This is a genomic window from Geodermatophilus sp. SYSU D00697, from assembly GCF_054050175.1.
This window is the reverse complement of sequence record NZ_JBJGYV010000004.1, coordinates 180585-194009: the sequence shown is the minus strand read 5'-3', so window position 1 is coordinate 194009 and position 13425 is coordinate 180585. Positions and strand designations below refer to the sequence as shown.

Genomic DNA, 13425 nt, shown 5'->3' with positions numbered 1-13425 from the left:
GGGCAGCCTCCGACCGGCAGCACGGGACTGCTCTGGTCGAAGGTCTCGCCCACCCACGCCGAGGCGTGGGCCCGCTGACCGGGCGACCACCGAGGTGGTGCGCCAGCGTGTCGACCAGCGGACGGGGGGCTACTCCCCTTCTCGGCCCGCCAGCCTAGCCGAGGGCTCGCCGGAATCCGGGTGCGCACGGGTGAGGTGTCGCACTACCGTCGGGCCATGCCGTTCCGTTGACGCCCGTCCACGGCCTCCCTGACCCCCGCGGCCCGCCCGCTGGCCCGGCTGGCCGTGGGCTGGGCCGCGCTCTCGGAGCTGGTGCCCTACTACCCGCTCTACGCCCTGCTGTTCCTCGACACCGGGCTCTCCGACCCGCAGGTGTCGGCGCTGTTCGCCGTGTGGTCGGTCACCGGACTGCTGACCGAGGTCCCGGCCGGCGTCCTGGCCGACCGCTGGTCGCGGCGCGGGGTCGTCGTGGTCGGCGGCGTGCTGCAGGCGGCTGCGTTCGCCGTCTGGACCGCCGCTCCGGCGGCGCCCGCCTTCGCCCTCGGGTTCGTGCTGTGGGGCGTGTCCTCGGCGCTGGTCTCCGGCGCCGCGGAGGCCCTGGTGTACGACGGGCTGGCCGCGGTCGGCGCCGAGTCGGCCTACGCCCGCGTCAACGGCTGGATGACCGCGGCCGAGCTGCTGGTGCAGATCCCGACGGCGGCCGCGGCCAGCCTGCTGTTCGCCCTCGGCGGGTACCCGGCGGTGGGCTGGACGAGCGTCGCGGTGTGCCTGGCCGCCGCCGCGCTCGCGCTGCGCTTCCCCGAGGCCCGGCACGTCCCGGAGGACGGCGACGAGGAGCCGGTGCCGCTCCGGCGGGGCGTCGCCGAGGCACTGCGCCGTCCCGGCCTCCGGCTCACCGTGCTGGCCGTCGCCCTGCTCGGCGGGTTGGACGCGGTCGAGGAGTACTTCCCGGTCCTCGCCGGGAACTGGGGCGTGCCCACCGAGGCCGTGCCGTTCGCCGTCCTGGCCACCGCACTGGCCGGGGCGCTCGGTGGGGCACTGGCCGGCCGGGCCGAGCGGCTCCCCGACGCGGCGCTGCCCGCGCTGCTCGCGCTGGCCGGGGTGCTGCTCGTCGTTCCGGCGCTGTGGGCCCGGCCCGCGGCGCTGGTCGCCCTCGCCGCGGCCTACGGCGTCTACATCGCCGTACTGGTGGTCGGGGAGGCCCGCCTCCAGCACCGGATCACCGGACCGCACCGGGCGACCATCACCTCGGTCGCGGGGCTGGGCCTCGAGCTCGCGTCGCTGCCGGTGTTCGCGGCCTGGGCCCTCGGCGGGCTGGGCGGCGTGGCGGTCGTCGTCCTCGCCGTCGTCCCGGTGGTGGCCGCCGGCCTGCGCCGCCCGGCGGTCAGCTGACGGGGTGGGCGGCCTCGGCGGCGGCCGTGGCCGCGCGCAGCACCTCCTTGACCGGGGCGCCGAGCTCGGCGGCGAGCGCGGCCACGTCCTCGAACTCCACGCTGACGTTGACCACGCGGCCGTCCAGGACGGCGAGCTTGACGCCCACCCGCCCGCCGAGGACCTCCACCGACGCCGACGCCCGCTCCAGGGCCACCTTGCCCACCGGCAGGACCCGCAGCCCGATCGTCGACGTCGTGGTGAACACCGTCCGCCGGACCGCGTCGACCGCGCCCGGCGGGCACAGCACCGAGAGGGTGTGTGCCGGACGCCCCTTCTTCATGAGGATCGGCGTCAGCCAGGCGTCCGAGGCGCCGGCGGCCAGCAGCCGGTCGAGCGCGCCCGGCCACAGCCGCGGGTCCAGGTCGTCGACGTTGGCCTCGAGCACCACCGCCGACGCCGGTGCGGGCTGCTGGGGCTCCCCGAGGACCAGCCGGACGACGTTGGGCAGCTGCTCCGGGTCCCGGGCGCCGGCGCCGGTGCCCACGCGGACCACCCGCATCGGCGGCAGCGTCGTCCACTCGTCGACCCGGGCGGCCAGCAGTGCCGCGCCGGTGGGGGTGCACGCCTCGGCGGGCACCGGGCCGGCGTGCACCGGGGCACCGGCCAGCAGTTCCAGCACCGCGGGGGCGGGGACCGGGACGACGCCGTGCGCGCCGCGCGCGGAGCCGCTGCCCAGGGCGACGGGGGAGGCGGCGAGCCGGTCCAGCCGCAGGTGCTCGAACGCGGCGACGACCCCGACGACGTCGGCCAGCGCGTCGAGCGCGCCGACCTCGTGGAAGTGGACGCCCTCCGGCGCCACGCGGTGCACCCGGCCCTCGGCGACGGCCAGCCGCTCGAAGACGGCCAGTGCGCCGTCCCGGACCGCGGGGGCCAGGGCGGCGGCGCCGAGCAGCGCGCGGATGTCGGACCACGTGCGGGACGCCGTGGACGGCGGCGCGTGCACGTGGACCCGGGTGGCGCCCAGCCCGTGCCGGCTCACCTGTTCGGTGACCAGCCGGACGCGCTCCACCGGCAGCGCGGCGACCGCGGCGGCGGGGACCTCGAGCGGCACGCCGGCGTCCACCAGCGCGCCCAGCAACAGGTCCCCGCTGGCGCCAGCGGCGAGATCCAACCAGCCGATCACGGCGAGACCGTAACCGCCGCTCGAGAGCCGGGTACGGCACCCGGCCGGGCGCCACGATCAGGTGACCTGATCGTGCGGCGTCCTCCCTCACCGCCCACCGTGAGGGAGGACGCGTCGTGATCAGGTGACCTGATCGTGGGCCGCAGGTGGGGCGGAGCTACCCACGCGCTATCTCCGGGTCCTCCTGGCGATGCGGGCGGCGAAGACGCCGGCGGCGTGGCCGTTGTCGATGTTGCTCACCACGACCCCCGGCGAGGCCGAGTTCAGCATGGTCAGCAGCGCGCTGAACCCGCCGAAGGAGCCCGGCTGCCCGGTGGAGGTGGGGACGGCGACGATCGGCACGTCGGTCAGCGCGCCGACCAGGCCGGCCAGCGAGGCGTCCAGCCCGGCGACGACGACCAGGCAGTCGACGTCGTCGAGCAGGGAGCGGTCGGCGATCAGCGGGCGGAGCCGGTTGCCGCCGACGTCGTCCACCCGCACCACCTCGGTGCCGGTCACGCGCGCGCCGAAGGCGGCTTCCGCGGCCACGGGCAGGTCGCCGCCGGCGCCGCACAGGACGCCGATCCGGCCGACGGGTTCCGGCATCGGGCCGACCGCCGCCGACATCGCCGCGGCGTCGACCGTGGTGTAGGCGTCGTGCTCGCTGGCCAGCGCGACGAGCGTCTCGGCCGTCGCGCGGACCACGACCGCGGGCCGGTCGGGGAACTGCCGGCGCGCCTCGCGCACCAGCGCCAGCACCTGGTCGGTGCTGCGGCCGGTGCCCCAGATGACGTCGGGCTCGGCGACGCGGGACGGCGGGGCCGTCGCCGGCGCGGGGACCGGCTCGGCTGGCCGTGCACCCGCGGACGGCAGCGGGCCGAGGACCGGCTCGGCGGGGCTGCCCAGGCCCAGCGGCGGGTCCACGGGCTCGATGAGGAGCGGGGCGAAGCCGCCGGGGTCTCCGGCAGGGTCGTCCAGCGGGGAAGGCTGCACGGGAGGGACCCTAAGCGGCGTCGCGGAGGGCTCCGGCGTGCCGGCGGGGGTCGTGTCGTCCCCAGCGGACACGTCCGTCACTGCAGTCGCCGGCTGCCTCGGCGGACCGAAGACGGCGTCGAGCGGGCTGTCGCCGGCCCGGGTCTGGGTGACCGCCGACATCCGGACGACGCGGTTGCGCCCGCTGCGCTTGGCGTCGTAGAGCACGCCGTCGGCGGCGGCGAACAGGGTGCGCCGGTCGTCGCCGCGGGCCGCTGAGGCGATGCCGACGCTGATCGTCACCGGCAGGTCCACGCCGATCCCCGCCCAGTCGAACTCGGCGACCGCCCGGCGGGTGCGCTCCAGCGCGCGCTCGGCCTGCTCGGCGGTGGTGTCGGGCAGCAGGACGACGAACTCGTCCCCGGCCCAGCGGCACACCTCGTCGGTGTCGCGGACCCCGGCGATCAGCAGTTCGGCCACCGTCCGCAGCACGGCGTCCCCCGTGGGGTGGCCGGCGGCGTCGTTGACCTCCTTGAACCGGTCGACGTCGACGACGGCGAGCGCCGGCGCGGTGCCCGAGGACAGCAGCCCGTCCAGCCGTGCCTCGGCGTACCGGCGGTTGGGCAGGTGGGTGAGCGGGTCCTCGTAGGCCTGCCGGCGCAGTTGGCCGGCGGCCCGCTCGGTCTCCAGCAGGCTCTTGCGCCGGCCGAACAGCTCCACCCAGCGGGTCCGCCGCTCGTCGACCCGGTCCAGCTCGTCGGCCAGGTAGGCCTGCAGGTAGGGCAGCGCCCGGCCGGCGTCGTCCAGTTCGGAGTGCAGCGTGCACAGCTCGCGCAGGGCCGCCCGGCGCAGCCGCGGCAGGCCGTGCTCGGTGGCGATGGCCAGCGCCCGCGCCAGCTGCTCGTCGGCACCGCGGCCGTCCCCCTGGCGGCGCAGCGCGCGGCCCAGCGCCAGCAGCGCCGCCGACAGCAGCGCCCGGTCGCCGATGGCGGTGGTGACCCGGACGGCGGCGCGCAGCGGGCCCGCCGCAGCGGCGTGTTCACCGAGGCCGACCAGCGCCCAGCCGTGCACGACCTGGGCGGCGACGACCGCCGCGGTGGATCCGGGGGGCAGCAGGGCCAGGGCGCGCTCGGCCAGCTCCCGCGCCTCGGCGAAGTGCGGCTCGGCGGACTCCGGGACGCCGTCGTCGAGCAGGCCCTCGCCCAGCTCGGCGGAGAGCTCGCCGAGGCGGGTGGCGGTCCGGGCGACCAGGACGTCGGGGTCGCCGTCCGGGTCACCGCTCCCGGCCCGCCCCGGGGCACCGGGCGTCGCCGCGACGGCCACGGCGGTCTCGTGCGCGCGCCGCTGGTAGTCCAGCGCGAGCGGCATGAGCTCGAGGTCGGCCAGCACCCCGGCGAGGGTGCCGAGGGTGTCGACGAGCATCCCGGACGGCGCCAGCGCGGAGTCCAGCAGGCTCGCCGCCTCCACCGCCTCGTCCATCGCGGCGTCGATGCGGCGGGAGAGCAGCTCGATGCGGGCGTGCCGGGCCAGGCCGGCGGCGCGCTGCAGCTCGTCGTCGGCGGCGTCGAAGGCGGCCTTCGCGGAGCGGACGAGCGCGATCGCCAGGGCGGCCCGGGACGCCGACTCCGACCGCTGGTCGCCGTCCTGCGCCCCGGCCGGCGGGCCGTCGAGGAGCCCGGCCACCCCGGCGTGCAGGTCGAGCGCCGGAGGCGAGCCGGTGCCGTGCGGCGGCTCCACCGGGTCCCCGACGAGGGTGAACCCGGCCTTCCGCAGCCGCCGCACCAGCAGCTCCGCCCGCAGCGTGTCGGCCCAGGCCCGGCCGAGGTCGGCAGGGGTGTCGGCCGAGCCGTCGCGGGGCGAGGGGGCCACGTAGGGCGAGGGGTCGGACTCGACGTCGGCGAGCAGCTCCTCGGCGTCGTCGAGCTGCCAGTTGGAGAGGGCAGCGGTCACCCGTTGGTGCAGGGCTCCCGGTGGCACGAGCGCACTGTGCACGTCGGTACCGACAGAGTCGAGCACCGGTCGGTGGGCGCGCCGACCGGTGTGACCTCCGTCGTCCGTTTCGTCACAGCCGCCCCATCCGGCAGAGACGGTCACGAGGGACCTCCGCGTGACCTCGCGAGCACGGTCACGATGCGCCCTCCATCGGAGCCCGCCCGCCGGGGGCCCGGACCCGGTTGCGCCCTCCGCGCTTGGCCGAGAACAGGTGCAGGTCCGCGGTGTCGAACAGGGACCGCCAGCCCAGCGGTCCGTCGGCGGCCGCGGGCGCCGTGGCCACGCCGATGCTCACGGTCACCGGCTCGGTCAGGTCCAGGTCGTCCCAGTCGGCGTCGGCCACCGCCGCGCGCAGCCGGTCCATGGCCACCAGCGCCTGGGTCTCGGAGGCCGTCGGCAGCACGACGAGGAACTCGTCGCCCGCCCAGCGGTACACCTCGTCGCCGGCGCGGCTGTGCTCGAGCAGCAGGGCGGCCACCCGGCGCAGCACCTCGTCCCCCTGCGAGTGCGAGCTGTCGTCGTTGACCTCCTTGAACCGGTCGATGTCGACGACGGCCAGCGACAGCGGCTCCTCGCCCAGGCGCATGGTGGCCAGCCGGCGTTCGGCGCTGCGCCGGTTGCCGAGGCCGGTGAGCGGGTCCTCCATGGCGTGTCGGCGGAGGACCGCGGCCTGCCGCTCGGCCTCGCGCAGCCGGCTGCGGCGCACGAACATCTCCGCCCACAGCTGGCGGCCGCGCGCGTGGGCCCGGCCGGTGTCGGCGCGGTAGGCCTCCAGCCAGTGCAGCGCCTCGGCGGGCCGGCCCATCGCCGCGGTGCTCTGGCCGAGCTCCAGCAGGCACTGCCGGTAGCGCCGCCGGTCGCCGGCCGCCGCGAACGCGCCGGCAGCGTCCACCAGCAGGTCCGTGGCCTCGGCGCCGTGCCCGCCGCCGGCCTGGGCCTGGTCCAGGCGGGTCAGCAGCCGGGCGAACACCAGGTCGGCGTACCCGCGCAGCCAGATCCCGCCGTCCCGGTGGATGCGCCGGTGCGCCCGCCGCATCGGGCCCAGGGCGTCGTCGAGGTCCCCCTGGCAGCTCATCGCCCACGCCTGGACGACGTCGAGCAGGTCCTGCTCGCCGGGCTCGGGCTCCCAGTCCAGGTCCCGCGCGGCCTGCGCACACTCGACGGCGACCCCCGCCAGCTCCTGCGAGCGCTCGGTCCGGCCCCGGCGGTTCAGGGTCTGGGCCAGCTCGGCGTGCTGCTGGGCGCACAGCTGCAGCAGCCGCCAGCGGTCGCCCAGCCCCGGCAGCTGGCTGGCCACCCGGTGCCCCGCGAGGGCCTGGGCGACGGCGAGCTCCTCCAGGTCGAGGGCGGTCAGCGTCAGGGACAGCCACAGGTGCGCCTGGTGCAGGGCCCGGGAGGGACCCTCCACCGACGGGCTCTCGGTGAGCAGGCTGGCGTCGATCGCCAGCAGCATCGCGGCGTCGAAGTGGTCGGCGGTCACCTCGACGTGGGCCAGGTAGGCCAGCGTGAGGGCGGTCTGCGCGCAGGGCCGGCACCGTCCCAGGGCCTCGCGGGCGGCCGACACCCCGGCCGCGGCGGCCTCGCGGTCGCCGTCCAGCAGGCTGCGGCGGGCAGTGAGGGCGTGTCGCCAGGCGACCCAGACGGGGTCGGTCGCGGCCGCCAGGGCCCCCTCGGCGCGGTCGTGCTCGGCAGTGAAGGCGGTGGGGTCGTCCCGGTCGCTGGCCGCCAGCAGACGCCAGAGCGCATCATCGAGGTCACCCTCGGTGAGGTACTCGGGGCCGGGGGTCACACATCCTCCAACGACGGGTGGGGCCGATCGGTTGCGGCCGCCTGCTGCGGGCGGGACGACGCTCCCCCCGGGTGGAGCCTCCGCCCCGGCCCGACGCCACTACCCTCGTCGGATGCCTGCGATGCCTTCGACGCGGCCCCCGACGCGGTTCGCCTACCTCGGGCCCGAGGGTACCTTCGCCGAAGCGGCCCTGAGCAGTGCGCTTCCCCCCGGGGAGGGGATCCGGCAGCCCGCGCCCAGCGTCGCGGCGGCACTGGCCGCTGTCCGGGCCGGGGAGGCCGACGCGGCGCTGGTGCCCCTGGAGAACTCCGTCGAGGGTTCGGTGCCGGCGACCATGGACGGGCTGGCCGACGGCGCCCCGCTGCTGATCACCCGCGAGGTGTTCCTCGCGGTGTCCTTCGTCCTCGCGGTCCGGCCGGGGACGCGCCTGGACGACGTCCGCTCCGCCGCCAGCCACCCGCACGCGCTGGCGCAGACCACCCGGCGGCTGACCGAGCTGCTGCCCGGCGTGGTGGCCCTCCCGGCCACCTCCACCGCCGAGGCGGCCCGGCAGGTCGCCGAGGGGGCCGTCGACGCCGCAGTGTGCGCCCCCATCGCGGCCGAGCGCTACGGCCTGGCGGCCCTGGTCGAGGACCTCGCCGACCACCCCGGCGCCGTGACCCGGTTCGTGCTGGTCTGCCCGCCCGGGCCGCTGCCCGCGCCGACCGGCGACGACAAGACCTCGCTGGTCGCCGTCGTGAGCGACCGCACCGGTGCGCTGCTGGAACTGCTGGGTGAGTTCGCCGTCCGGGGGATCAGCCTGACCCGCATCGAGTCCCGGCCCACGCGCGAGCGGCTGGGCGTCTACTCCTTCTCCCTCGACTGCGAGGGGCACGTCGCCGACGCCCGGGTCGGGGAAGCGCTGGCCGCCCTGCACCGGGTGTGCGAGGACGTGCGCTTCCTCGGCTCGTATCCGCGGGCCGACGGGCGGGGCAACAAGCCGGTGCCCCCGACCGCGGCCGACCCCGCCTTCGCCGAGGCGGCCGACTGGCTCGTCCGGGTCCGCGCCGGCGAGGTCTGAGGAAGGACCCGTCCTCCCCACCCCCCCGCAGGCTCAGGGCGGGCCCCGGGACGGGGCCGCGGGACCCTACAGCTGGGCCGGCTGGACACGCGCCGGTTCGCGCTCGGGTGCCACCCGCGCCGGGCCGCGCGCCAGCCGGCCGGGCCACCACACCCGGTCGCCGAGCAGGGTGACCGCGGCGGGCACGAGCAGCGAGCGGACGACGAAGGTGTCGAGCAGGACGCCGAAGCCGACCAGGAACCCCAGTTGGGTGAGGATCACCAGCGGCAGCACGGTGAGCGCCCCGAAGGTGGCGGCCAGCACCAGCCCGGCGCTGGTGATGACGCCGCCGGTGACGGCCAGCGCGCGCCGGATGCCCTCCCGGGTGCCCGAGCGCAGCGACTCCTCCCGGGCGCGGGTCATCAGGAAGATGTTGTAGTCGATCCCCAGGGCCACCAGGAACACGAACCCGATCAGCAGCACCTGCGGGTCGCTGCCGGGGAAGCCGAAGAGGTGCTCGAAGACGAGCGCGCCGACGCCGACCGTCGCCGCCGTGCTCAGCGCGACGGTGGCCACCAGCAGCAGGGGCGCCACGACCGCCCGCAGCAGCAGGGCCAGGACGACGGTGATCACCAGCAGCACCAGCGGCACGATCACCGCCAGGTCGCGCGCGGCCGTCTCCTGGGTGTCCAGGTCCTGCGCCGAGGACCCGCCGACGAGCGCCTCGGGATCGGCGGCGCGCACCGCCGTGCGCAGGTCGGCGACCGTCGCCTGCGCCGCCTCGCTGTCGGGTGCGTCGGCGAGGGTGGCGTCGAGTCGCACCAGCCCGTCGACCTCGACCGGCTCGCCGGCGCCGGGCGGCCCCGACCGCGCGCCGGTGAAGGGGGCGACGCCGACCACACCGTCGACCGACGCGGCCGCGTCGGCCACCTCCGCCCAGCCGTCGGCCGGCGTGATGACCACCGCGGGGCTGGCCCCGCCGGCGTCGAAGTGGCGGGCGAGGGCCTCCTGGCCCTCCGCCGACTGGGAGCCGCCGCGGACCGCGTCCGACAGCGGGATCCCGTCGTCGTCGAACGTGGGCAGGAAGGCGGCGAGGGCGAACAGGCCGACCAGGGTCCAGGTCAGCACCCGGGCGGGACGGCGGCCGACCGCGTCGGCCACCCGCTCCCAGCCCCGGCCGTGCTGCTGCTCGTCGCCGTAGCGCGGCCGGAACGGCCAGAACGCCGCGCGCCCGAACAGCACGAGGACCGCCGGCAGGAAGGTGAGCGCGGCCAGGACGGCGAAGGCGATGCTCACCGCCGAGATCGGCCCGAGCCCGCGGTTGGAGCCCAGGTCGGAGAACAGCAGGCACAGGACGCCCAGGATCACCGTCCCGCCGCTGGCCACGATCGGCTCCCAGGACTGCTTCAGCGCGATCCGCATCGCGGTGAACCGGGACCGCTCGAGCCGCAGCTCCTCCCGGTAGCGGGCGACCAGCAGCAGCCCGTAGTCGGTGGCCGCACCCACGACGAGGATCGAGGCGATGCCCTGGCTCTGCCCGTTGACCGCGATCCAGCCCCGGTCGGCCAGGAAGTAGGCCACCGCCAGGGAGACCACCAGTGCCATGCCTGCGGTGCCGATGACCAGCAGCGGGAGCAGGGGACTGCGGTAGACGACCAGCAGGATGAGCAGCACGACCCCGAACGCCGCCACCAGCAGCAGCCCGTCGATGCCGGAGAACCCCTCGGCGAAGTCGGAGAAGACGGCGCCCGGCCCGGTGACGTGGGCGGTGGTGCCGTCGATGGCGGGGAGCTCCCGCAGTTGCCCGATGACCTCACCCAGCGTCTCGCCGAGGTCGGGGTCGAAGGGCAGCACCGCCTGCACGGCCGCGCCGTCCTCGGACGGGATCGGCGGGGAGGCCTCGCCCGCCAGGGCCCCGGCCTCCTCGGCGAGGGTCACCGCCTGCTCGACCCGGTCGGCCGCATCCGTCAGCGCCGCCTCGCCGAGGGCGCCGTCGTCGCTCTCCCACAGCAGGATCACCGGCAGCGTGCGCTCCGTGTCGAAGCCGCGCTGCAGCTCGGTGACGCGGGTGGACTCCGCGCTGTCGGGCAGGAAGGCGGCGGAGTCGTTCTCCGACACCTCGCCGAGCTTCCCGCCGAACGGGCCGAGGGAGCCGGCGAGAGCCAGCCAGAGGAGGGCGATGATGGCCGGGACCAGCCAGCGGGCGAGGGACGTACGGCGGGGCATCGGTTCCCCTCGATAGTCGATAATCTCGATCGTCGAGAGGATACTCTGGACGAGGGCCGGGCGCGAACGGGGAGGTGGCGCGTGACCGACGAGGGTGCTCGCACGCGGCAGGAGCTGGCGCTCCTCCTGCGCCGGCTGAGCGTGGAACTGGACGCGGTCGGCCAGCGGTTCGCGGACCTGCACGGTCTCAACCGCACCGACGTCCGGGCGCTGGTGGCGATCATGGACGCCGCCCGGCGCGGCGAGGCGCTCACCGCGGGCCGGCTGGGGGAGGCCGTCGACCTGCGGTCGGCGTCGGTGACGGCGCTGGTCGACCGGCTGGAGCGGGTCGGCCACGTGCGGCGGGTCCGCGACCCCGAGGACCGGCGGCGGGTGGGCCTGGAGATGTCGGAGTCGGCGATGGCGGCCGGCGCCGAGCACTTCGGCGGCCTGGCCCGCGACCTCGTGGCCGCGATGGAGGACTACACCGACGAGGAGCTGGCCGTCGTCCGCCGCTGGCTCGAGGACATGACCGCCGTGATCACGCGTCACTCCCGCGGCGGGGACGCGCCGGTGTCGGAGGCGACGCTCGGGTCCTGAGCCGCTGGAGGGGTGTCGCTCCCGGCACCGCTACAGGTACAGGCCGGTGGACTCCTCGATCCGCTCGGCGGCCACGGCGTGCACGTCGCGCTCGCGCAGGATGATCAGGTCCTCGCCGTGCACCTCGACCTCGTGCTGGTCCTCAGGGGAGAACAGCACCTGGTCGCCGACCTTCACCTGGCGGACGCTGGAGCCGATGCCGCGCGCCTCGCCCCACACCAGCCGCTTGGCCACCTGGGCGGTCGCCGGGATCAGGATGCCGCCGCTGGAGCGACGCTCGCCGTCCTCCTTGCGCAGCGCCACCAGGATGCGGTCGTGCAGCATCTTGATGGGCAGCCCCGAGCCCCTGACGTCAGCCACGTCGATCAACCTACGCGAGTGAGGCCCCCCTCCCACGAGCCCTCCGCGAGCTCGGGCCACGACCGGAGGCGGCCTCAGGCCCAGCCGAGCTCGTGCAGGCGCTCGTCGTCGATGCCGAAGTGGTGGGCGATCTCGTGGACGACGGTGATCGTGACCTCCTCCACGACCTCCTCCGCGGTGGAGCAGATGTCGCAGATGGCCTCGCGGTAGATCATGATCCGGTCGGGCAGCGCGCCGCCGTACTCCCAGCCGCGCTCGGTCAGCGCGTACCCGTCGTAGAGGCCGAGGAGCTCTGGTTCCTCCTCGTTGCGGTCCTCGACGAGGACGACGACGTTGTCCAGCAGCGCCATGAGCTCGGTGGGCACCTCGTCGAGCGCGTCGGCGACCAGCTCCTCGAAGACCTCGCGCGGGAGCGGCTTCACCAGGAGGTCGGCAGCGGCCGGCCCTCCTCGTAGCCGGCCGCGCTCTGCACCCCCAGCACCGCGCGCTCGTGCAGCTCGTCGACGGTGCGGGCCCCGGCGTAGGTGCACGACGACCGCACGCCGGCGACGATCTGGTCGATGAGGTCCTCGACGCCCGGGCGGGCGGGGTCGAGGTACATGCGCGAGGAGCTGATGCCCTCCTCGAACAGGCCGGCGCGGGCCCGCTCGAAGCCGCTCTGCGTCGCCGTCCGGGCCCTCACCGCCCGCGCCGAGGCCATGCCGAACGACTCCTTGTAGAGCCGGCCGGAGCCGTCGTCGTGGATGTCGCCGGCGCTCTCGTAGGTGCCGGCGAACCAGGAGCCGACCATGACGTTGGCCGCGCCGGCGGCCAGGGCCAGCGCGACGTCGCGGGGGTGCCGGACGCCGCCGTCGGCCCACACGTGCCGACCGAGGGCGCGCGCGGCCGCCGCGCACTCCTCGACGGCGGAGAACTGCGGCCGGCCGACGCCGGTCATCATCCGCGTGGTGCACATCGCCCCCGGCCCGACGCCGACCTTGACGACGTCGGCACCGGCCTCGACCAGGTCGCGGGTGCCCTCGGCGGTGACCACGTTCCCGGCCACCACCGGCGCCGACCCCGCCACCGAGCGCACCGCCCGCACCGCCTCGACCGCCTTCTCCTGGTGGCCGTGCGCGGTGTCGACCACGAGCACGTCGACGCCCGCGGCGAGCAGCGCACCCGCCTTGCCGGCGACGTCCCCGTTGATCCCGACCGCGGCCGAGGTGAGCAGGTGCCCGTCGGCGTTGGTCGCCGGGAGGTACAGCGCCGAGCGGAGGGCGCCCTTGCGCGTGATGACGCCGACCAGCCGGTCGCCCTCCACCACGGGGGCGGCGTTGACCCGCTCCTCGGAGAGGACGTCGAAGATCTTGGGCAGGTCGGTGCCGGCCGGGACGGTCAGCGGCTCGGTCATCACCTGCGCGAGCTGGCTGAACCGGTCGACGTCCTGGCAGGCGCCGTCGGTGACGATGCCGACCGGGCGGTGCTCGGAGTCGACGACGACCACCACGCCGTGGGCGCGCTTGTGCATCAGCGACAGCGCCTCGGCCACGGTGGAGGTCGGGGTGAGCGTGATCGGCGTGTCGTACACCGGGTGCCGCGTCTTGACCCAGGACACGACCTCGGCGACGACCTCCACCGGGATGTCCTGGGGCAGCACGGCCAGCCCTCCGCGGCGGGCCACGGTCTCGGCCATCCGCCGTCCGGAGATCGCGGTCATGTTGGCCACGACCACCGGGATCGTCGTGCCGACGCGGTCCGGCGTGGTGAGGTCGACCTCGAGCCGGGAGCCCACGGTGGAGTGGTTGGGCACCATGAAGACGTCGGCGTAGGTCAGGTCGGTCGCCGGGCGGGTGCCGCCGAGGAAGCGCATGTGCCCAGTGTCCCTGACGACGGCCCGCTGCCGTACGGGATCACGTGGGTGCGACCTGCACCCACGTGGACCAGGCTCGA

Annotated in this window: 10 protein-coding genes; 3 read left to right on the top strand and 7 right to left on the bottom strand. The window is 76.1% G+C overall.

Going from position 1 to position 13425, the window contains the following annotated elements:
* Positions 1-285 precede the first annotated feature (285 nt).
* The gene (locus tag ACI79C_RS05880; RefSeq protein ID WP_456944689.1) at positions 286-1392 is read left to right on the top strand and encodes an MFS transporter; all 1107 of its coding nucleotides are present in this window, start codon (positions 286-288) and stop codon (positions 1390-1392) included.
* Here ACI79C_RS05880 and larC read toward each other — a convergent pair.
* The 3 genes from larC to ACI79C_RS05865 form a co-directional block, all read right to left on the bottom strand.
* Entirely contained in the window at positions 1385-2557 is a 1173-nt protein-coding gene (larC, locus tag ACI79C_RS05875; protein WP_456944688.1) for a nickel pincer cofactor biosynthesis protein LarC, read from the bottom strand. The genes ACI79C_RS05880 and larC overlap by 8 nt on opposite strands.
* Before the next feature lie 168 nt (positions 2558-2725).
* Positions 2726-5485, bottom strand: coding sequence for a diguanylate cyclase domain-containing protein (locus tag ACI79C_RS05870; RefSeq protein WP_456944687.1), 2760 nt, complete (start codon positions 5483-5485; stop codon positions 2726-2728).
* 148 nt (positions 5486-5633) lie between these two features.
* On the bottom strand, positions 5634-7289 hold the full coding sequence (locus tag ACI79C_RS05865; protein WP_456944686.1) for a GGDEF domain-containing protein: 1656 nt from the start codon (positions 7287-7289) through the stop codon (positions 5634-5636).
* 112 nt (positions 7290-7401) lie between these two features.
* On the opposite strand from ACI79C_RS05865, the gene pheA reads away from it, so the two are divergent.
* A complete protein-coding gene (gene pheA, locus ACI79C_RS05860; protein ID WP_456944685.1) occupies positions 7402-8349 on the top strand; it encodes a prephenate dehydratase in 948 nt (315 codons plus the stop codon).
* A gap of 66 nt (positions 8350-8415) precedes the next feature.
* Here pheA and ACI79C_RS05855 read toward each other — a convergent pair whose 3' ends face one another.
* Positions 8416-10554, bottom strand: a complete 2139-nt coding sequence (locus ACI79C_RS05855; RefSeq protein WP_456944684.1) for an MMPL family transporter — start codon at positions 10552-10554, stop codon at positions 8416-8418.
* A gap of 81 nt (positions 10555-10635) precedes the next feature.
* On the opposite strand from ACI79C_RS05855, the gene ACI79C_RS05850 reads away from it, so the two are divergent.
* Positions 10636-11133 (top strand): MarR family winged helix-turn-helix transcriptional regulator, encoded by a 498-nt coding sequence (locus ACI79C_RS05850; protein ID WP_456944683.1) that lies wholly within the window; start codon positions 10636-10638, stop codon positions 11131-11133.
* Positions 11134-11163: 30 nt separating this feature from the next.
* On the opposite strand, the gene ACI79C_RS05845 is transcribed toward ACI79C_RS05850, so the two are convergent.
* From ACI79C_RS05845 to ACI79C_RS05835, 3 genes are all read right to left on the bottom strand, one after another.
* Positions 11164-11493 carry a GroES family chaperonin gene (locus ACI79C_RS05845; RefSeq protein WP_456944682.1) on the bottom strand — a complete coding sequence of 110 codons (330 nt, stop codon included), beginning with the start codon at positions 11491-11493 and terminating at the stop codon, positions 11164-11166.
* Between the two features lie 74 nt (positions 11494-11567).
* Positions 11568-11915, bottom strand: a complete 348-nt coding sequence (locus ACI79C_RS05840; RefSeq protein ID WP_456944681.1) for a metallopeptidase family protein — start codon at positions 11913-11915, stop codon at positions 11568-11570.
* On the bottom strand, positions 11912-13345 hold the full coding sequence (locus ACI79C_RS05835; RefSeq protein ID WP_456944680.1) for a GuaB1 family IMP dehydrogenase-related protein: 1434 nt from the start codon (positions 13343-13345) through the stop codon (positions 11912-11914). The genes ACI79C_RS05840 and ACI79C_RS05835 overlap by 4 nt, the downstream gene beginning before the upstream one ends.
* Positions 13346-13425: the final 80 nt, after the last annotated feature.

Coding starts and splice junctions, on each gene's coding strand:
- ACI79C_RS05835 (WP_456944680.1), bottom strand. CDS start 13,345: ATGCGCTTCCTCGGCGGCACCCGCCCGGCGACCGACCTGACCTACGCC.
- pheA (WP_456944685.1), top strand. CDS start 7,402: ATGCCTGCGATGCCTTCGACGCGGCCCCCGACGCGGTTCGCCTACCTC.
- ACI79C_RS05855 (WP_456944684.1), bottom strand. CDS start 10,554: ATGCCCCGCCGTACGTCCCTCGCCCGCTGGCTGGTCCCGGCCATCATC.